Below are 20,024 nucleotides of genomic sequence, written 5' to 3' on the forward strand. Positions count from 1 at the left end.
AATCGCTCTTGACCTTCACCGGGCAGGAGCCGTGCGACAGCCTCGCCGCCGTCGCGCGGACGTTGCGAAACCCCCGGCGGACGCGGGCGGGGGGGCGGCGGCGGCTCGCTCCCAGGGACGGCGCAGGTCCTCGGCGAGGGGGCGGGCGAGGCGGAGTTGAATGTGGGCGGCGATGATGAGCCATGTCCACGGATCGGCGCTGTCGGCGAGGCGGACCTTCAGGGCCGTCCAGCCGAGGGTCTGGTTCAGGAGCCTGAAGGTGTGCTCCAGGTCGAATCTGCGGAGGAAGGATCGCCACCAGCGGTCGACGTCCACCGGTGTGGCTGCGGTGGCGGAGCGCCACAGCCAGACCGGTTTCGGGTCGCGGTCGCCCGACAGGCGCTCGACCTTGAGACGAATCAACGTGCCGTGCAGGATGGGCAGTTCCTCTTTGGCATGGTCCAGCCAGGGGCCTCGGTGGGTGAGCCTGGGGTGCATCCGGTCCCAGGCGATCGTTCTCGGCCTTGCCGTATCGAGTGGCGTCCGTAGCTGTGGTGACGTCGGGTTCGTGAGTGCGCATCCGGGGACGGCGGCGGTGCGCACCGCGCGCATCCGGTGCGCACCACCGCCGGGCGTTGCGGCACCAAGCAGAGGCCGAACCCCCACTGATTCCACCCCTGTCCGGGCCGGGCACACGCCCCAGCTCGGACACGGCGAAAACTCCGATGGGAACGCGACCCCTTGTCAGGGTCATGGCCCTCTTCTACAGTCCCGGATACGGAGACTGTGGGAGCGCTCCCACAGTGGGGTGCTCCAGCGCTCACTCCGAGAGGAGTCCCACACGAACGTCACGGTGCCCCGTCACGAAGAAGGCGGATCCCCCCATGCAGCTTCTTTCGATCCACCGCTCGCCCGCCCGAAAGCGCATTGCTGTGTCGCTGGCAGCGCTTTGCTGTGCCGCGTTACCCGTCGTGGCCGCGGCCGGCCAGCCGCCCGTGGCGAGCGTCGCCGCCACCGAGGTCTTGGGCAACGCGACCCATTTCGACGGGCTCGGCAGCCCCTACGGCGGCTGCGGTCTGCCGCAGCGCGAACTGGACAGCCAGGACTTCGTGGCGCTCAACGTGTTCAACACGCCCGGCGACTACTCGGGCTCCTACCCGCGCCCGGTGCCGGACTCGAAGGCATCGATCAAGGGTGTCTTCGACAACGGCCGCAACTGCGGCCGCTGGGTCAAGGTCACCATCGGGGACTACTGCACCGGCACCAACGACGGCGCCCCTGGCCAGCCCTTCTGCCGCAACGGCTCCTGGGTGGCCGACAAGTACAACGGGGCCACCCTGACCATGCTCGTCGCGGACAGCTGTGCCGATTCCAACGCCTGGTGCCGGGACGACCCGAACCACCTCGACCTGGCGACCGATTCCCTCAACCGCTTCCGGATCGGCGGCACCCCCGTGGGGGCGATGTACCCGGACCGCTGGAACAACCGTCATGTCTCCTGGAGCTTCGTCCCGGCCCCGGACTACAGCGGCGACATCCGTATCGGCTTTCTCAGGGGAGCCCAGCGGTACTGGCCCGCCATCGCCGTCTCCCATTTGCCCAACGGCGTCCACGGCATCCAGTACCTGGCGAACGGCACCTGGACCGACGCCACCATGAACAGCGACATGGGGCAGTCCTATGTCATCGGCGCGACGGCCTCCGGCGGAAGCGACTTCACCATACGGATCCGCGACGCCGCCGACGCCTGGCTGGGCGGCGGCCGTACGTACTCCTTCTCGCTGCCGTCGGGCTGCGCGGGAGGCTGCTCGCAGGACTACACCGCCGTCCCCCACACCACTGACACCTCTGGAGGGACACCGCCTCCCACTCCCCCGCCGAGCCCCTCCGGCGACACCGCCTGCACGGCGCAGTGGAAGCTGACCGGCTCATGGCAGGGCGGGTACCAGGCCGACGTCACGGTCACCAACACCGGGTCCCGGCCGGTCGCCGGCTGGTCGGTGCACCACACCCTGCCGGGCGGTGTGACCGTGGCGAACCGCTGGAACGCGGTGGTGGATCCATCCCGCCCCGCCACCACCGTGCACAACGCCTCCTACAACGGCTCCCTGGCGCCGGGCGCGTCGACGACCTGGGGAATGACGCTCAACGGCGACGACCGAGACCTCGGCACGCTCTCCTGCACCGCGTCCTGACTCCCGTCGAGAGAGTGGTCATGGCTATGACTTCATTACGCGTGCGCCGCCACCGGCTCCCTCTGTGGGCATTGGTTCTGACCGTGGTGGCGGTTGCCCTTCCCGCCATCGCGACGTCGCGCGCACAGGGCGCGGCGACGGGCTGCACGGTCACGTACACCACCAACGAGTGGTCCGGCGGCTTCACCGCCCAGATCCGCGTCACGAATCTCGGCGCCGCCCTGAACGGCTGGCGGCTGGAGTGGGCCTACAGCGGCGACCAGCAGGTCACGTCCGCCTGGAACGCGCAGGTCACCCAGTCGGGCAGCGCGGTGACCGCCGTGAACGCCGCGCACAATGCCGTGCTCGCGGCCGGCGGGTCCGTGGACTTCGGCCTCCAGGGCACCTGGGGCACCGCCGACCCCGCCCCCACCGCCTTTGCCCTCAACGGCGCTCCGTGCGGCGGAACCGCGACTCCCACGCCGACGCCGACGGCGACTCCCACGCCGACGCCGACGCCGACGTCCACGGCGCCGGCCGACTGCGCCGGGGCCGGCGTGACGATCTGCTCCGACTTCGAGGACCAAGCCGGCACCGTGCCCTCGGGCGCCTGGCAGACCACGGCACCCGACTGCCAGGGAACGGGGAAGGTCAGCGTCGACACGTCCGTCGCCTACAGCGGCACCAGGTCGCTGCGCGTCGACGGCGGCGCCGGCTACTGCAACCACGTCTTCGCAGCCTCCACCCGCGATCTGTCCTCCGTCGGGCCCGTGGTGTACGTGCGGATGCGGGTTCGGCACACCACCGCCCTGCCCATCAACCACGTCACCTTCGTGTCCATGCCGGACGCCTCACAGGGCAGCAAGGCGCTGCGCGTCGGCGGGCAGAACGGCGCGCTGCAGTGGAACCGCGAGAGCGACGACGCGACGCTGCCGGAACAGAGCCCGGCGGGTGTCGGGCTCAGCACCCCGCTGGCGACCGGCCGGTGGCTGTGCCTGCGGTACCAGATCGACACCACCGCCCAGTCCATGCGCACCTGGGTCGACGACCAGGAGATCGCCGGGCTGCGCGTGGATGGGGTGCCGACCCAGAACGTCGACGGGCAGTGGCTCGCCCGCAGGACCCCTCCCCGCCCCACCGGCCTGCGGCTGGGCTGGGAGAGCTACGGCACCGGGGATGACACTCTCTGGTTCGACGACGTGGCCCTGGGCTCCTCACCGATCGGCTGCTGACGGCCGCATGGAATGTGCCGGGACGACAGGATCTGAACGCGCGACAGTCGTCGATTCCTTGATCCGTACGGCGCGTAGCACCCGCCTGGTGGACCGGTCAGCTGCAGGCCCTCGGCCTGGGCCCTGGCTCACCCGTCCGTCGATCAGATGGGTATCGAGCTCATCGATCCCTTACGCAACAAGGAGATCAGGTGAAACGTCGTTACACCTTGATAGCCACCGGCGCCGCCGGTGCACTGATCCTGGGTGGCCTTGCCATCGCCGCCCTGCCCGCATCGGCAGCCGCCACCGGCTGCTCGGTCGCGTACAAGGTGCAGAGCGAATGGCCGGGGGGGTTCACCGCGGACCTGGCCATCACCAATCTCGGCTCCCCCGTGCGAGGGTGGACCGCGACGTTCGACTTCCCGAACTCCGACCAGAAGGTCACCAACGGCTGGAGTGCCACCTGGGCACAGTCCGGAGCCCACGTGTCCGCCACCAACCTCGACTGGAACGGGACGCTGGACACGGGCGGGTCGGCGTCCATCGGGTTCAACGGTGCGTGGAAGGGCGCCAATCCGCAACCCGCATCGGTTGCGCTCAACGGCGTGACCTGTACCGGCTCGGTGACATCCCCGACCCCCAGCCCCACCCCCACTCCGACCGGCGGTCCCAGCGGTCCGGCCCCGGAGTTGAAGGTTTCCGGCAACAAGATCGTCACCGCGAGCGGCAAGCCGTACCGGCTGCTGGGCGTGGACCGCTCCAGCGGTGAATACGCTTGTGTTCAGGGCAAGGGACTGTGGGACGGCGGCCCGGTCGACCAGGCTTCCGTCGACGCGATGAAGACCTGGAACATCCACGCGGTACGTGTGCCGTTGAACGAGGAATGCTGGCTCGGCCTCAACGGCTCGCCCCAGGGGACCGCTTACCAGCAGGGCGTCAAAGATTACGTCAACCTGCTGGTCGCCAATGGCATCACCCCGATCCTCGACCTGCACTGGACGCGGGGCGCCTATACCAACGGGCCGGACTGGCACTGCAAGGACGCCACCGCGACCTGCCAGAAACCCATGCCGGACGCGCAGTACGCCCCCCAGTTCTGGACCGGTGTCGCCGACGCCTTCAAGGGCAATGACGCCGTCGTCCTCGATCTGTTCAACGAGCCGTACCCGGAGATCGCCGCCGGCTGGGACAAGACCGTCGGCTGGCAGTGCTGGCGCGACGGCGGCACCTGCACGGGCCTCCCGTACGAGACGGCCGGCATGCAGGACCTGGTCGACGCGGTCCGGGCCACCGGCGCGACCAACGTGCTCATGCTGGGTGGCCTTGAGTGGGCCAACGACATGCGCGAGTGGCTGACGCACATGCCGAACGACCCGCTGAACAACATCGCCGCGTCATGGCATTCGTACAGCTTCAACGCCTGTGCGACAGTGTCCTGCTGGGACAGCCAAGTCGCGCCGCTCGCCCAGCACGTGCCGGTCGTCATCGGTGAGTTCGGCCAGGACAACTGCGGCTTCGACTACATGCAGCAGTTGGTGGACTGGGCCGACGCGCACAACATGAGCTATCTCGCGTGGACCTGGAACCCCTGGGGCTGCAGCAGTGGTGGCGTGCTCATCAAGGACTGGGCGGGCACCCCGGAACCCGGCGTCGGAGAGGGTCTGAAGGCCCACCTGATCAGCCAAGACCCCTACTCGACCCCATAACCCAGTGCCCAGGTCCTCGCCCGGGTCGTCGACAGCGCACCGGCCGGTGCGGAGATCGTGCTGGTCGGTGTCTGCCTGCGCCCCGACCCGGTCGGCCCCGGGGTGGTGGTCGGCAGGGAGCTGGACATGTACGGGCCGTTCGGCGGCAGCCCGGGTGAGTACCGCCAGACGTCATGGTCGGGCCCGTGGTCGCCCCACCACAGCTGTCCGGCCCAGCCGTGAAGCGGCACCCGGGCGGGTGATTTTCCTTCGCGTACGCGGGCGGCCGTGAGGGCCTGGCCGGGTGATGACGCTCTTTGAATCTGGCTCTGGCCGAAGTTCCGTGAACGGCGGGGTGAGGTTGCCGGTCAGCCCAGCGAGGCGCTCGCTGCACGCAGTTCGTCCAGGGCTGCCAGGGTGTACCTGGCGAGCTCGCCGTTGCCGTCATGGTCGCCCTCGGACCATTGGGCGTATCCCCGTTTGAAGGCGAGGACGCCCAGCTCGCCCGCCAGTGCCGCGGTCGGATCAGGTATGCCGCGGGCGACCAGAGCGGTCGTCATCGCGGCCGCGAGGCTGACGCTCTTGAGGGCGTCACGCTCCTGGAGTTCGGCGCTGGCGGCGACGGCCGCCTTCAGGCGAGGCGCGAGCTCGCGGCTCATGGGGCCCATCGCGCTCGACGCGCGCTCCAGACCGGCGGCGACCGCCTCAAGCGGGCTGGCGTCAGCGGTCGCGTCGGCGATCCCCTCAGACAGCAGTCGGCTCAGCGTCTCCTGTCCGGCCACCAGCAGCTCGCGCTTGTCGGGGAAGTGCCGGAAGAAGGTGCTCTTGGTAACTCCTGCCCGCTCGGCGATCTGCGCGACCGTCGTGGCGTCGTACCCCTGCTCGGTGAACAGGTCGACGGCAGCCACGACGAGGCGTTCACGCGCGCCCGGTTCCCATCTGCCCATGGTCACCATCCTAAGTGATGGGACTCTTGTCCCGTCGCTGCCGTAGAGTGATGGGACAAGAGTCCCATCACTCCTGGGGGGGTTTCCCATGCGCGTTTTCGTCACCGGCGGCACCGGTCTGATCGGTTCCGCTGTCGTCGCCGAACTGCTCGACAACGGCCACACCGTCCTCACACTCGCACGCTCCGACGCATCCGCGCAGGCCGTGGAGGCGGCCGGTGCCGAGCCCCTCCGGGGAGCCCTCGCCGACCTGGACACCCTCCGCGCCGGCGCCGCCCGAGCCGACGGGGTGATCCACCTCGCGTTCGACCACAACTTCAGCAGCCCCGAGACCCTCGCGAAGTCGGTCGCGGAGGAGAGCGCCGCCCTCGCGGCCCTCGGCGAGGAACTCGTCGGCAGCGACCGCCCCTTCGTCACCTGCTCGGGTACGCCCGCCGTGCCGGGCCGCGCATCCGTCGAAAGCGACCCGGTGCCCACCGACGGGCCGGTCGGCGGTCGCGGTAGTGCGGTCACGTCGGTCCTGGGGCTGTCCTCGCGCAGGGTCCGCAGCAGCGCCGTACGCCTGCCGCGCACGGTTCACAACCAGGGTTCCGGCGGATTCGCCGGCCTGTTGACCGACATCGCGCGCCGGACCGGAGTGTCCGGTTACCCGGGTGACGGCGCACAGAACTGGCCGGCCGTGCACGCGCTCGACGCGGCGGTCCTCTTCCGGCTCGCTCTGGAACAGGCGGAAGCGGGTACCTCCTGGCACGCCGTGGCCGATGAGGGGGACAGCGTTCGCGACATTGCCACGGTCATCGGCCGACGGCTGGACCTGCCGGTCGAGTCGGTACCGGCGGAGACCTTCGGCCCCCTCGGCCACATCTTCGCGAGCGACCAGCCCTCGTCCAGCGTCTACACCCGGCAGGCGCTCGGCTGGGAGCCCAAGCACCCCAGCCTCCTGGACGACCTGGAGAACATCCAGCCCTGACCGGCGACCGGGACGTTCGGGCAGGCTCCCTGACCGAAGCGATCCCCCGTTACCGCCCCTGCTCCTGAATCAGCAGACCGGCCGTACGAGGAGCTGCTGTTCCTCACCGACACCGAGGACGCCATCAAGGTGGCAGACGAGAACGCGATCCCGCTCACCTGTGCCCCGCTTCCCGCACCGGTGCGGGAGGTGAGGACGGAGGCGGTCTCGTTCACCTATCCGGGCGCCGACGGTCCTTCCCTGAAGGGCGTGAGCGTGCGCGTGCCGCGGGGGAAGGTGACGGCCCTGGTGGGTGCGAACGGCTCGGGGAAGACCACCCTCACGCGGGTGCTGGCCGGACTGCTGCTCCCCGCCGAGGGGGACGTGTGGTGGGTGGGCGAGTCGGGCGAGCAGGTCGAGCTGCGTGAGGCCGACCGCGCCCAGATCTTCGCCGAAGTCGGTCTGCTCGCACAGGACTTCCCGCGATGGGAGATGACGGCGGCCGCGAACGTGGCCATGGGTGCCGGCGACCGCCCCCGCGACATGGACCGCGTCCGCCAGGCCGCCGATGAGGCGGACGTGCTCGAACTGGTCGAGGGCCTGCCGAACGGCTGGGACTCGATCGTGTTCAAGGGCTACGAGCGCGGTGTCCAGCTCTCGGGAGGCCAGTGCCAGAAGCTGGGGACAGCTCGAACAAGGTACCGGCAGGCGCCGTTCCTGCTGGTCGACGAGCCGACAAGCGCCCTCGACCCTCATGAGGAGATCGCCGCGTTCGAGGGGTTGTGGTCCCTGGCCGAGGAGGGGCACGCGGTCGTGCTCGTCACCCACCGTCTCGCCGCGACCATGCACGCCGACCACATCTACGTTCTCGATCGCGGCAGCGTCGTCGAGGACGGCACCCACGAGGACCTGATGCCCCGCACGGGGGGTCTGTACCAGGGGATGTTCACCGCCCAGGCCGCGCAGTACGGGATCGCGGCGGCGTCCGACGGCGTTCCCGGCCCCCGCGGCGCCCAGCCGTCCGGCCACGAGACGGCGAGCTGATCCACTCGAGCGCCCCCAATCCCTCAGCCTGCCCGCCACCCCGTTCTCACGACTTCGAAGGCGAGACGACGCCCATGTCCCCCAGCTCCACCGCGATCCGCAGGACCGTCGAGGCGTACCTCGGCCGGCACCCCGGCGAGCGTGACGCCCTGGCCGAGCTCCTTGCCGCGCTGGACCGGCCCGTCGACGCGACCGCCCGGACGACGCAGCCCGGGCACGTCACGTGCAGCGCTGTCATCGTCGACCGGCAGAGCCGGGTCCTGCACATCCGACACCGGGCCACCGGCGGCCTCATGCTCACCCCCGGCGGCCACATCGAGCCCGAGGACCGCACGCTGCTCGCCGCGGCGCTGCGGGAGGTGTCGGAGGAGGCCGGAATCGCGCCGGGCGCCCTGTGCCTGACGCGGCAGCTGCTCGGCTCGCCGATCGACATCGACGTCCACGACATCGACGCCAGCCCGTCCAAGGGCGAACCGGCCCACCGCCACTACGACTTCCGCTACGTCCTCTACCTCGCCGGTGAGGAACCGCCGACGATCGTGTTGCAGGACCAGGAGGTCTCCGGCGCCCAGTGGCTCCCGCAGCCGGAAGTCACCTCACCGACACTGCGCGCGAAACTCCTCGCGGCGGGCCTGGACGGCCGGCTGGAGCCGGTGAACGCTTCCGCGCTGATCCACGGGACCGGTCGGTGCGGCGCTCTTCCTGCAGCTCGCCTGCGCCGGTGCCGCGGGCACCACCCAGCGATCCATCCGCCAGATCGTCACCACAGCCGGGATGCAGGCGCGGATGCAGGCGCGGACGCAGGCGGTGATCACCTGGCTGACGTCCGGCGCCCGGCCCGTGGCCGCGCTCCTCGCCGGCGCACTGGGCACGTGGCTCGGTGTCCGGCCCGCCCTGACCGCCGGAACCCTCCTGCCGCTCGTCCCGTTCGTCGTCCTCGCCCGCTCCCCGATCCGCGCCCTACGGCAGATGCCGGACCCGCCCGCCACCACCGTGCCGTCGCCTCCCGCAGCCCGTACCGCCCCTCCCACCGTGCCCACTGCAGCGTGCACGGACGACGCGCAGCACAACCGATCACTCGGAAGCGATGCCTCGTGAACGAGGTGCCGAACTCGTCGGCGACTTCCGCTGCCGCACCACCCAATCCCCTGGAGAACCCCGTGCTGACCGACAACACCGTGCCCGCCGCGCCCCTCCTTCCGCCGCAGTCCGCCGCCGACACCTCCGAGACTGCGGCGGCCCGGGCGGCGATGGTCGCCCGGCTCGAGGAGAGCGGAGAGCTCGGCCGCGGTCCCGTTCGAGAGTCCGCACGATCTTCGCCTGCGGCTATCTGGCCAGCCCCAACCTGCGCCGGGAGATCCACGGCGGGCTCCAGGTCGTGGAGAACGGGAACTCGGCGAACACCGTGCTCCACTACGGCAGGGACGGCGCCCTGACCGGGCCGGACAAGGAGCACGCCGAGACGTCGATGCTCGCGCTGCACCTGCTCCAGTCCGCGCTCGTGCACGTCAACACCTTGCTGCTTCAGCAGGTCCTCGCCGAACCGGCCTGGGCGAAGAAGCTCACCGACGAGGACCGGCGCAGGCTGACCGCCTTGTCCTGGTCGAACATCAACCCGTACGGCACCTTCCGCCTCGACATGGACTCCCGGCTCGAACTCCCGCTGTTCGCCACCCTGCCCCGCCCGCCCCGCGCGGCCGACGACGTTGGGCAGCCCATGACAGCAAAGCGGTAGCGGGCCAGTTGCTGTTCCGTCTGGCCCTGCTGCACCCGGAGATCGCCATCGAAGACGACCAGCGGGCTCAACGGTGCCTCGTGTCGGCGTGCTTGCCGTCGTACGGTGGGGCACGCCAGCATGCTCGGATGCAGCCGATTGGTTGGAGCAGAGCCTGCTCGACGCGGTCCGCGACGGCGAGATGCTGGACCTGGCCGGTGACGGGCCGGTCGACGAGGCCGCGATGCGGTCCTGGGACGGCACTCACACCGTCCCGGCGGCGCTGATCCGTGACCTGGTCCGCGGCCGCCGGGACATCGAGGCGGACCCACACGGGCTGCGGCTGCGCGGGGCGCGCATCACCGGCCGCGTCGACCTGGCGAACATCACCAGCGATCTGCGCATCGAGCTGGTCGACTGCTTCGTCCCCGACGGTCTGAACCTGTGCGACAGCCGGCTGCCCGGCCTCGTGCTGGACGGTTCCTGTTTCGGGCACCCCGCGGGTTCGCACGCCCCACCGGTTGACGCCGCACGCTTCACCGCGCCGGTGGTGACGATGCGCGGAGCGGTTGCCAACGCCGACACACCTTCCGGCGCGGTCCGGTTCCTCGGCGCCCACCTCGGTCTGCTGGATTGCGACGGGGCGCGGCTGGCGAACACGTCCGGTCCCGCCCTGCACGCCGAGTTTCTGCGGGTCGATCACAGCGTGTTCCTCCGCGACGGGTTCCGGGCCACCGGCGTCGGCGAACAGGGCACGGTCCGGTTCGCCTACGCCCATCTCGGTCGGCTGGCATGCGACGGGGCGCGGCTGGCGAACACCTCCGGTCCCGCCCTGCACGCCGACGGTCTGCGGGTCGACCGAGCCGTGTTCCTCCGCGACGGGTTCCGGGCCACCGGCGCCGGACACTCCGTGCTCGCCTTGAACGGCGTGTCGGTCGGTTCGCTGTGGTTGGACACCAGCGGGGTGACTCGGTCGGGTCAGGCCACGGGGGCCCTGGTCGGCATCGACGGGCTGACCTACGCGGACCTGCCGGCGCCGGTCGGGTTGTCCCGGTGGCTGGAGCTGTTGCGTGACCACACGCCTGGCTACTCCGCCCAGCCGTACCAGCAGTTGGCCGCCGTCCACCGGGCGGCCGGCCACGACAGCGCGGTGCGGGACATTCTCATGGCGCAGCGGCGGGACCAGATCGACCGCGGCGGGCTTCGGCGGCGTGACCGGGCCTGGGTCCGATTCACCGGGCTGGCCCTCGGCTTCGGTTATCAACCCTGGCGAGCGCTGCTGCTGCTGTTCGCCGTCCTCGCCAGCTCGGTCACGCTGGCGGTCGTCCTCGGCGGGCCGGGCGGCGGCCTGGAGCACACCGCTCGCGCGAGCACACCCACGACGCCCTGCAGCGTCGTGGAGCGGGTCGGCGTGGGTTTGGATCTGGGTCTGCCGGTGGTCAAGACGGGGATGGCTGACCTATGTGCCCCCACCGGTACCCGTGCAGGGCAGACCCTCACCGTCGCGGGCTGGCTGCTGCAGCTGGCCGCGTGGGCGTCGGCCACCCTGTTCATCGCCGGTTTCACCGGTGCCGTGCGCAAGACATGACGATTCACCGGAATGAAGATATGCCCGAAATCAAGATCGGTCCGGCGATCACCTGTGTGGCGGGAGTCGCGGGTTCGATTCCCGCCTCACCCGGATTGCGCGGGTTGATTAGACGCGGGGCCACCTGTCGTCAAACGATCGTTTGCCGACGCCGGGTTCGCGGCGGCGCGAATCCGATCACATCCGATGGTGATCGCTGACAGGGTTTGACGACAGATAGGGTCCGATCCTCCGTACGGAGGGGGCCCTCGGTGGCGAACCTGGTCTACAAGCGGGTCTCGACCGACCAGCAGTCGACCGCCCGGCAGAACCTCGTCCTCGACGAGGCTGGCATCGAGGACCCGGTCCTCTTCGAGGAGGACCCGGGTACCTCCAGCCGCCTCCACCCCCTCCAGCGTCCGAAGTTCCGCGAACTGCTCACCTGCGCGCGGCCGGGCGACACCGTGCACCTCTCCGAGATGTTCCGCCTCCTCCAGGGCACCGGGCGCATCCTCGACGTGCTCGACGTCCTCCACCACGACCAGGTGGCACTGCGCATCCACGACGGCGCGTTCTCCGCGATGGACCTCACCGCCCGCCACCCGCGCACCGGCGAACCGCTGTCCACCGTGAAGTTCATGGTGCAGACCCTCGCAGCCGCCGGTGAACTCCAGCGCGACCTCCAGCGTGAGCTGACCTACGACGGGCTGCGCGGCGAGGAGTCCGGACAGACGGCCGTAGTGGGTGGTTCCCCCTGCGGTCAGTGATGGCCCGGCCGGGTCGTCGAAGAGGCCGGCGCCACCACACACTCCGCTCTCCGGAAGAGTGAGCTCGACGCGGTCGACGGACTCGAGGTCGCCCGCGATCGCTGCGGTAGCGGAGCGGACCTGCTCGTAGCCGGTCATGGCGAGGAAGGTCGGGGCGCGATGGTCTGGTCCTCGGTGAGGACACCGGCGTTCAGCGTCGGCGCCGGTGGCCGCCGTGAAGTAGCCGGCCTTCGTCGCGATCCGCAGGGACGGGCGGGCGGCCAGGGCCGGGGCCAGCAGGGTCTGCGCCTGGCCCGTGGCGTAGTTGAGGGCGGTGTCGATTCACCGCACGCCACCCTTGAGGTCCTTGGTGCGCACGTGTTCTGGCGGTCAGGGGCCTTCCGGCGGGACTTCGTGTGAGGGCCCCTGAGCGCGTGGGTTCAGTGGGGGGCGGGGCTGAGGACGAGGTGGAGGCGCTGGGCTAGGCCGTTGACAGTGCCGGCTGCCATCAGTTCCATCAGAGGTAGCTCGCAGGCGAAGGTCTGCTCCATGAGGACTTTCAGCTCGGCCCCCATGAGGGAGTCCAGGCCGAGGTCGGTGAGGTTGGCCCTGGGGTTGATGCGGTCGGGGCTGGTCTGTAGGACGTGGGCTGCCACCTCGGTCAGGGTGGAGGTGATCAGATTCAGTCGGGCCTCGTCGTCGTCCGCCGCCTTCAGCTGCTGGCGCAGGTCTTGGGCGCGGGCGCGGCTGGAGCGGTCGCTGCTGCCGGTCATCTGCGCGGTGAAGCGGGGGGCGGTCACTGCGGGAAGGAGATGGGTGAGGCGCTCCCAGTCCATGACGCCGATGACGGTCTGGCAGGTGGTGCGGTGCAGGTGGCGGTCGAGCGCGTCGAGGGCGGTGGCGGGGGTGATGAGGCCGATGCCGGAGCGGGCGATGGTGTCGGCGAGCCGGTGGCGCATGACGTAGCCGGTCTCGGAGATGCCGCCCCATGCCAGAGCCATTCCGGGGTGGCCGTGGTCGCGTCGGGCGCGCATGAGTGCTTCCAGGTGGAGGTTGGCGGCCGCGTAGGGGGCTTGGTACATGTTGCCGATCAGCGCGGCGACGGAGGAGTAGACGATGAAGAAGTCCGTCTGCCGGTCGCGGGTGAGCCGATCGAGGATTTCCGCGCCGCTCATTTTGGGTTCGAGGACTGCGGTGAACCGTTCGGCGTCGAGGTCCTGTAGGGGGGCGTCGTCCAGGTGCATCGCGGCGTGGACGACGCCGCGCACCGGGTGCCCTTGACGATCGGCCTCCTCCAGGAGCTCTTCCACGGCTGCGGCGTTGGTGACGTCCAGGGCGTGGGCGTGGGCGTCGACGCCGAGGCGGTGCAGATCCGCGAGGAGGCTGGCTGCTTCGGGGGCGGTCGCGCCGCGGCGTGAGACGAGCGCGAGGTGGCGGGCGCCGCGGGCGGCGAGGTGGCGGGCGGTGGCGGCGCCCAGCCCGCTGAGCCCTCCGGTGATCAGGTAGGTGGCCTGGGCGTCGAGGACGGGCGGGTTGTCGGGTTCTTCGACGGCGACGGGCATGCTGGGGCTGAACGTGATGACGACCTTGCCGAGGTGGCGGGAGTGCCGCAGGGCGGTGACGGCGTCGGTGATGCAGGGGGCGGGGTAGCTCTGGTGGGGCAGCGGCCGGTACGTGCCGTCCTTGATGCGCGAGGTGACGGTGCGGAAGGCGTCTGCTGCCTGTGCGGGGGTGTCGGCGATCAGGCGGGTGATGTCGACGCCGAAGTAGGCGAGGTTGTTGCAGAAGGGGCGCAGCAGCAGGGGCGCGTTGGCGTAGATGTCGCGCTTGCCGAGTTCGATGAACCTCCCGCCGGGCGTCAGGCAGTCCAGGCTGCGGGCGATGGCTTCGCCGGCCAGGGAATTGAGGACGACGTCGACGCCGCGTCCGCCGGTTGCCTCTCGTACCTGTGCGGCGAAGGACAGGTCGCGGGAGTTGAGTACGTGAGTGGCTCCGAGGGTGCGCAGCAGGTCGCGTTTGGCGGGGCTGCCTGCGGTGGCGATCACGCGGGCGCCGACGTGCCGGGCGTAGTTCAGGGCGGCCAGGCCGATGCCGCCGGCGCCGCCGTGGACCAGGAGGGTGTCGCCCTCTTGGAGGTGGGCGAGGGTCTCGAGGCTGTGCTGGACGGTGAGGTAGACGGCGGGCAGGGTGGCGGCCTGCTCGTAGGTCATGCCGGGGGGGATGTGTCCGGCCTGTTCGGTACGGACTCGGACGTGGGAGGCGAGGGTGCCATGGCCGAAGGCGAAGACACGGTCGCCTACCGCCAGGGTGGTGACGCCGGGGCCGATGGCGGTGACGGTGCCGGCGCATTCCAGGCCGAGACGGGGGCCGGTTTCGGTGGCCGGTTCGGCACCGGGCGGCAGCATGCCCTCGGCGAGCATGACGTCGCGGTAGTTCAGCGCCGCGGCCCGCACCTGGACCAGGACCTCGCCGCGTCCGGGCCGTCCGGGGTCGTCGGCGATCCAGGCGAGCTGGTGTGCGCGGCCGGGGCGGCGCAGTTCGATGCGGTAGCCCTCGCCGTCGGAGGCTGGGTGGGTGGGCGGGTTGAGGGGGTGCAGGCGCGGGGTGAAGCGTCCGTGACGGTTCAGGGCGATTTCATCCTCGGTGCTGGGATGCAGCACTTCGGCGGCGATGCGGGCGGCATCGGAGGCGGTGTCGGATGAGGTGTGCAGGCTGAGGCGGCGCACGGTCAGGGTGGGGTGCTCGTTCGCCATGACCCGCCCGATGCCCCACAGTGCGGCCGCGTGCGGGTCGGCGAGCCCTTCTGGGGTGCCGTGCAGGCCGGTGGGGGCGGTGACCAGCCACAGGTGCGGTTCGCTGGGGCCGGAGGCAGTGGCGGCGGTGGCCGCGGTTTTCAGTAGGCCCGCCATGCGGGTCACTGCCTGTGCGGCCGAGCGGCCGGTGTCGGTGGTGGTGGACAGGACGACGATGCGGCTGGCGGCGGCCGCGTCCAGGGACAGGGACCAGGTGTCCGCGTCGGGCTCCACGAGGAGCAGGTCGGCTGCGGGGAGCGTACGGGTGAGGGCGGCGGCCAGCTCCCGGTCAGCGGTGGGGGCGATGACCAGCCAGGAACTGGTGCTGTCCGCGGTGTCGGTCGCGGCCGGTTGGGCGTGACCGGCCGGGCGGGTTTCGGGGCTGGTGGGGTGGGCGGGTGAGCGGCGGGCGAGAAGGACGGAGTAGTCGCCGGCCGCTTCTTCGTCGGTGCTGCCGGAGATGGTGATCTGGTCGAAGCCGCACCCGGCGAGCAGCGGTGCCCACTTCTCGCGGGGCAGCAGGGGGCTGGACCGCAGGTGGGTGTCGGTGTTGGACCAGTATTCGGGCAGCAGTCCGAAGCAGGGGCCGAGGATGTCCTCGTCGTGGCTCTCCACCGCCAGCAGCTGCCCGCCGTCGGCGAGGAGGCCGGACAGGCGGGTGAGGGTGGCGTTCAGGTCGGCGGTGGCATGCAGGACGTTCGCGGCGACGACCAGGTCGAAGCTGCCCGGGGCAAAGCCCTGATCTGTGGGGTCCTGGTTGAGGTCGAGGCTTCGGTAGTCGAGGTTGTCGTACCGGATGAAGCGGGCTTGGGCGCGCGGGAAGAACGCGGCCGTGAGGTCGGTGTAGGTGTAGTGGGTGAGCTGGTGCGGCAGGGCGGGCAGCAGGGCCGCGGTCAAGCTGCCGGTTCCGGCACCTACTTCCAGAATGCGCAGTGGCCGGTGGGTCGGCCAGTCCTGCAGGGCGTGCTGGAGCAGGATGCGGGCGAACTGGGTATGGATACGCAGTTGGGGGGTGTCGGAGTAGAAGGCTTCGACCAGGTGGCGGTCGGCTTCGCCGAAGAGCAGCTGGCGGGGGTCGGTGCGGCCGGTGAGAATGTCGGCCAGGTGCGCGCCGCAGCGGTTGAAGACGGCGATCGCGGTGATCCAGTTCGGGTGTTGCTGGGCGAACTGCCGCATGTGGGTGAAGGGGTCGGCGGGGAGGCCGGTGAACTGCCAGCGCGGACCGTCTGCCTGGGAGGTGTCGGGGTGCAGGAGTCCCGCCCTGGCGGCGAGGTCTGCCATCAACGCCATGTAGGGGGCGTAATGGGGGCGCAGGCCGGCGTGCAGGAGTTCGTCCAGGCCGAAGTCGGTGGCGTCGGGCAGGAGGTGGCGGAAGGCGGCGGCGCCCCAGTGCGCGGCGGCGTTCTTCGCCCGAGGGGCGAAGTGCCGGTAGTCGTCGGCCAGTTCTGCTTCGATCGCTGCCCGGGCTGCGGCCGTGGCCGTGACGGTGCTGGCAGGGCTGGGGAGCGGCACGGCGCCGTCGGTTTCCGTAAGAGTGGCAACCTGTGGTGCGGCGCGCAGGATGGGGGTGAGTTCCTGCAGGGGGCGGCCGGGGGCGACTGCGTGCAGGCGGCAGCCGGTCATGGTTGCGGCCGTGGTGCCGTCCTGGTTGAGCACGGTGACGTCGACGACGGCGTCGGCGCCCACCACGTGCTGGAGGGACACGAGGATCTCACCCTGGGCGGCCGGTTGCTGCCACACGCGCAGGCTCTCCACTGCCGTGGGGAGGAACATGCCCCCTCCGGCGGCCTGGGCCAGCAGCGGGGCGGCTGCCTGCAGAGCTCCGTCCATGATCACGGGGTGGGCCTGGAAGTCCTGCCAGTGGCGAGCGGCGGCCTCGGGGAGCTGGTAGCGGGCGCGGACGGACGTCGGGTTGACGCTGAGGTCGGTCAGGACCCGGAAGGCCGGACCGTATTCCAGGCCGGCCCGGGCCGTGTGGGTGTAGTGCACCGCGGCGTCGATGCGGAGCGCACCGTCCGGGTCGAGGCCTGGGTTGTTGCCGGTGGGACGGGCGGGCGCGGGGCTGTGCGTCTGGGGGGCCGGGTGGATCAGGCGGCGCACGCAGGCCCGGGCGTGCAGGGTCCACTCGCCGGCGGCGTCGGTGCGGGAGGCGATCAGGACGATGCCGTCCTCGGCCGACACTGACGTCTGCAGGACCAGGAGCGAGGGGTTGTCGCTGCGGGGCAGCGCCAGGGGACGGACGATGTCCAGGCCGCTCACCTCGCACGGTGCGGCCAGAGCCTGGCGGCCTGCGGCCAGGGCCATCTCCAGGTACGCGGTGGCGGGCATCACCATGGTTCCGTCCACCTGGTGGTCGGCCAGCCATGGCAGCCTGACGGTGCTGAGCTGCTGATGCCAGGCCGGTTCGGCCACCGCCGCCCGCCGGCCCAGCAGCGGGTGGATGAGGGTTTTGTCCTGGGGGATGTGCGCCCACCAGTCGGGCGAGCCGTTCCACTGCCGCTCCCGCTCCCAGGGGTAGGCGGGCAGGGACACCACCCGGCCCGGGTGGGGGAGGCAGCGGTTGCCGGGACGGACGCCAACGGCGATGAGAGAGGCTGCGGCGCGCCGCACGGAGAGCGGCCCGTCGCCGTCACGGCGCAGGGTGGCGTGAGCCGACAGGGTTGGCAGGAGGCGGCGCAGGTAGGTGGAGAGCACCGGGTGGGGGCCGACTTCGAGGAACTGGGTGCAGCCGTTGTCGGTGAGCGCGGTGACGGCGTCACCGAAGGCGACCGGTTCGCGCACGTTGCGCCACCAGTACTCGGCATCCAGCTGTTCGCCGCCCATGATGCTGCCGGTGACCGTGGACGCCAGGGGCAACCTACCCGGGCGGGGGCGCAGGGAGCGCAACGGGTGGAGGATCTGCTGCTGGACAGGGTCCATGTGCCGGGAGTGGAAGGCGTAGTCGAGGTCCAGTTCGCGGAAGAACACCCCGCGCAGCTCCATCTGACGGCCCAGCTCTGACAGTGCGGCCGCGTCGCCGGCGATGGTGACGTCGCGGGTGGTGTTGGTGCCGGCCAGCTCCAGGAGGCCGCCGAATGCGGCCAGCTCCTTCCGGGCCTCTTTGGCCCCCAGCCCGACCGCGGCCATCCGGCCGCTGCCGGCCGTGGCGCCCTGTGCGCGGCTGCGGACGGCCACCACGTGGCAGGCCTGGGCCAGATCAAGGCAGCCGGCCGCATACCCGGCCGCGATCTCCCCCACGCTGTGCCCGACGACAGCATCGGGTTCCACACCGTGTTGGCGCAGCAGGGCCAGGAGGCCGACCTGCACGGCGAACAGCAGCGGCTGGGCCACCTCAGTGCGTTCCAGGCCGGTGGATCCCTCCTGAAGCGCTCGGGTCACCGACCAGCCCAGAGCGGGGTGAAGTTCGGCGTCCACGGCGCTCACTGCTGCGGCGAAGAGCGGCTCGTGGCGCAGGAGATCGGCGCCCATGCCGGCCCACTGCGAGCCGTTCCCGCTGAACACGAACGCCAGGCCTCCGGGGCGCTCTGGAACGGTGACCTTCACGCCGGGGCCGTCGACCAGTCCTTCGGCCAGGGCCAGCAGAGCCTCGGCTGCCTCCTGTGGGTCGGCGGCCAGCACAGCCGCGGCGTGCTCGTGACGACCCCGGCGCACGGTGGAGGTGTAGGCGACATCGTAGAAGTCGTCATCGGCGGTGAACTGCAGGTGCTGAGCCATACGTTCGGCGCTCGCGGTGAGTGCCTGAGGGGTGCGGGCGGAGACCACGACCGGCAATCGGCCGGCGTAGGAAGCGCTGTGGGGCTCACCGGTGTGGTCCCGGGAACCCCGGGAGACGCCACCGCGGTTGCGGGGGGCGCCGACAGGTTCGGGGTCGGCCAACACCACGTGGGCGTTGGCGCCGCCGAACCCGAAGGAGTTCACCCCCGCCAACGCCATCCCGGGGTGCTCGAGGGGCTCCAGGCGGGTGACGGGCCGCACGTTGAGTTCGTCGAAGTCGATTTGCTGGCTGAGGTCCTCCGCGTGCAGGGTCGCCGGCACCTGCCGGTGGCGCAGCACCAGCATTGCCTTGAACAGCCCGCCCATGCCGGAGGCGGCCTCCATGTGGCCCAGGTTGCTCTTGATCGACCCGATCGGCAGCGCGCCCCGGTTGCGCCCCCGGCCCAGCGCACGGCCGATGGCCTGTGCCTCCAGCGGATCCCCGGCCTGTGTGCCCGTGCCGTGGGCCTCCAGATAGGCGACGTCGTCGGGAACAAGCCCGGCCCTCTCGTAGACGTCGCGTAGCAGGGCCTGCTGGGCGGTACTGCTCGGCAGGGCGAGGCCAGGGGTGCGGCCGTCGTTGTTCGCGCCGCTGGCCACGATCACGCCGTGGATGCGGTCGCCGTCCCCGCGCGCGTCGGCCAGACGCTTGAGCAGGACCAGTCCGCCGCCCTCGGCCCGTACGAAACCGTCGGCTTGGGCCGAGAACGGCCGGCACCGTCCGGTGGGCGAGAGCATCGACGCACTGGAGAACCCGGCGAACAGCTGCGGGCTGAGGAGCACATTGACACCCCCGGCCACCACCGCGCGCGACCGGGCCGCCCGCAGGTGCTCGCACGCCTGGTGCAGGGCCGTCAGCGCCGAGGAGCAGGCGGTGTCGACCGCAATGCTCTGGCCGTGCCAGTCGAAGTAGTGCGAGAGCCGGTTGGCGACGATCGCCCCGGCCATCCCCGACATGGTGTAGGGGTTACTTGTGTCCGTCCCGGCGGCCTGCAGCTCGCCGTAGTCGCGGCTGGAGCAGCCGACGAACACTGCCGTGTCCGACCCCTCCAGGCCGGCCGGGTCCACGCCGGCGTCATCGAGCATCTCCACCGCCATCTCCAGCAGCAACCGCTGCTGCGGATCCATCCGGGACGCCTCCCGGGCGGAGATACCGGTGAAGAAGGACCCGTCGAAGCCCGCCACATCGTCCAGGAAGCCACCGGCTGCGGTGTAGGAGTGGCCTGGCCGGCGCCGGTCGGGGTCGACGAAGTCAGCGGCAGCGAACCGGTCGGCGGGCACCTCGGTGACCATGTCGCGCCCGGCTGTGAGAACCGCCCACAGATCGTCCAGATCGTTGATGCCGCCGGGAAGACGGCAGGCGGTGCCGACCACGGCGATCGCGTCATCGGGCAGCAGGGACTCACGGAAAGACATAGAGAGCGCTCCGGGCATGTGTGATCAGGCAGACAGGAGAGGAG

Annotated in this window: 12 protein-coding genes and 3 pseudogenes; 10 read left to right on the top strand and 5 right to left on the bottom strand. The window is 70.9% G+C overall.

Annotated elements, in window-relative coordinates; translation table 11 throughout:
* Positions 1-10 precede the first annotated feature (10 nt).
* Positions 11-550: pseudogene (locus Sri02f_RS00940) on the bottom strand (NF041680 family putative transposase); the annotation flags it as partial.
* Positions 551-950: 400 nt separating this feature from the next.
* Here Sri02f_RS00940 and Sri02f_RS00945 point away from each other — a divergent pair.
* The 3 genes from Sri02f_RS00945 (at position 951) to Sri02f_RS00955 (ending at position 5,073) form a co-directional block, all read left to right on the top strand.
* The gene (locus Sri02f_RS00945; RefSeq protein ID WP_245970256.1) at positions 951-2,174 is read left to right on the top strand and encodes a cellulose binding domain-containing protein; all 1,224 of its coding nucleotides are present in this window, start codon (positions 951-953) and stop codon (positions 2,172-2,174) included.
* A gap of 26 nt (positions 2,175-2,200) precedes the next feature.
* Positions 2,201-3,385, top strand: coding sequence for a cellulose-binding domain-containing protein (locus tag Sri02f_RS00950; RefSeq protein ID WP_373865053.1), 1,185 nt, complete (start codon positions 2,201-2,203; stop codon positions 3,383-3,385).
* 191 nt (positions 3,386-3,576) lie between these two features.
* A complete protein-coding gene (locus Sri02f_RS00955; protein ID WP_108999141.1) occupies positions 3,577-5,073 on the top strand; it encodes a cellulase family glycosylhydrolase in 1,497 nt (498 codons plus the stop codon).
* On the opposite strand, the gene Sri02f_RS41005 is transcribed toward Sri02f_RS00955, so the two are convergent.
* Together Sri02f_RS41005 and Sri02f_RS00960 are read right to left on the bottom strand one after the other, a co-directional pair.
* Positions 5,058-5,303 (bottom strand): hypothetical protein, encoded by a 246-nt coding sequence (locus tag Sri02f_RS41005; RefSeq protein ID WP_159106630.1) that lies wholly within the window; start codon positions 5,301-5,303, stop codon positions 5,058-5,060. The two genes, Sri02f_RS00955 and Sri02f_RS41005, sit on opposite strands and share 16 nt — an antisense overlap.
* Positions 5,304-5,420: 117 nt before the next feature.
* Positions 5,421-5,999 carry a TetR/AcrR family transcriptional regulator gene (locus Sri02f_RS00960; RefSeq protein WP_108999142.1) on the bottom strand — a complete coding sequence of 193 codons (579 nt, stop codon included), beginning with the start codon at positions 5,997-5,999 and terminating at the stop codon, positions 5,421-5,423.
* Between the two features lie 88 nt (positions 6,000-6,087).
* Between Sri02f_RS00960 and Sri02f_RS00965 the strand changes: the two genes are divergently transcribed.
* From Sri02f_RS00965 to Sri02f_RS01000, 7 genes and pseudogenes are all read left to right on the top strand, one after another.
* Positions 6,088-6,969, top strand: a complete 882-nt coding sequence (locus Sri02f_RS00965) for an SDR family oxidoreductase (RefSeq protein ID WP_108999143.1) — start codon at positions 6,088-6,090, stop codon at positions 6,967-6,969.
* Between the two features lie 129 nt (positions 6,970-7,098).
* Positions 7,099-7,992: an ATP-binding cassette domain-containing protein gene (locus tag Sri02f_RS00970; RefSeq protein ID WP_245970257.1), complete on the top strand. Its 894-nt coding sequence runs from the start codon at positions 7,099-7,101 to the stop codon at positions 7,990-7,992.
* A gap of 74 nt (positions 7,993-8,066) precedes the next feature.
* Positions 8,067-8,528, top strand: a pseudogene (locus Sri02f_RS00975) (NUDIX hydrolase); the annotation flags it as partial.
* Between the two features lie 238 nt (positions 8,529-8,766).
* Positions 8,767-9,090, top strand: coding sequence for a hypothetical protein (locus Sri02f_RS00980; protein ID WP_245970260.1), 324 nt, complete (start codon positions 8,767-8,769; stop codon positions 9,088-9,090).
* On the top strand, positions 9,080-9,727 hold the full coding sequence (locus Sri02f_RS00990) for a Tn3 family transposase (RefSeq protein WP_245970267.1): 648 nt from the start codon (positions 9,080-9,082) through the stop codon (positions 9,725-9,727). Before Sri02f_RS00980 ends, Sri02f_RS00990 begins: the two co-directional genes overlap by 11 nt.
* Before the next feature lie 142 nt (positions 9,728-9,869).
* The gene (locus Sri02f_RS00995; RefSeq protein WP_108999144.1) at positions 9,870-11,294 is read left to right on the top strand and encodes a hypothetical protein; all 1,425 of its coding nucleotides are present in this window, start codon (positions 9,870-9,872) and stop codon (positions 11,292-11,294) included.
* 251 nt (positions 11,295-11,545) lie between these two features.
* On the top strand, positions 11,546-12,040 hold the full coding sequence (locus Sri02f_RS01000) for a recombinase family protein (protein WP_245970269.1): 495 nt from the start codon (positions 11,546-11,548) through the stop codon (positions 12,038-12,040).
* A gap of 2 nt (positions 12,041-12,042) precedes the next feature.
* On the opposite strand, the pseudogene Sri02f_RS42445 reads toward Sri02f_RS01000, so the two are convergent.
* Together Sri02f_RS42445 and Sri02f_RS01010 are read right to left on the bottom strand one after the other, a co-directional pair.
* Positions 12,043-12,199 (bottom strand): annotated as a pseudogene (locus tag Sri02f_RS42445) (flavoprotein); the annotation flags it as partial.
* Between the two features lie 260 nt (positions 12,200-12,459).
* Entirely contained in the window at positions 12,460-19,980 is a 7,521-nt protein-coding gene (locus tag Sri02f_RS01010) for a type I polyketide synthase (RefSeq protein ID WP_108999145.1), read from the bottom strand.
* Positions 19,981-20,024: the final 44 nt, after the last annotated feature.

It is taken from the genome of Streptomyces rishiriensis (assembly GCF_003112535.1).
GTDB classification, from domain to species: domain Bacteria; phylum Actinomycetota; class Actinomycetes; order Streptomycetales; family Streptomycetaceae; genus Streptomyces; species Streptomyces rishiriensis.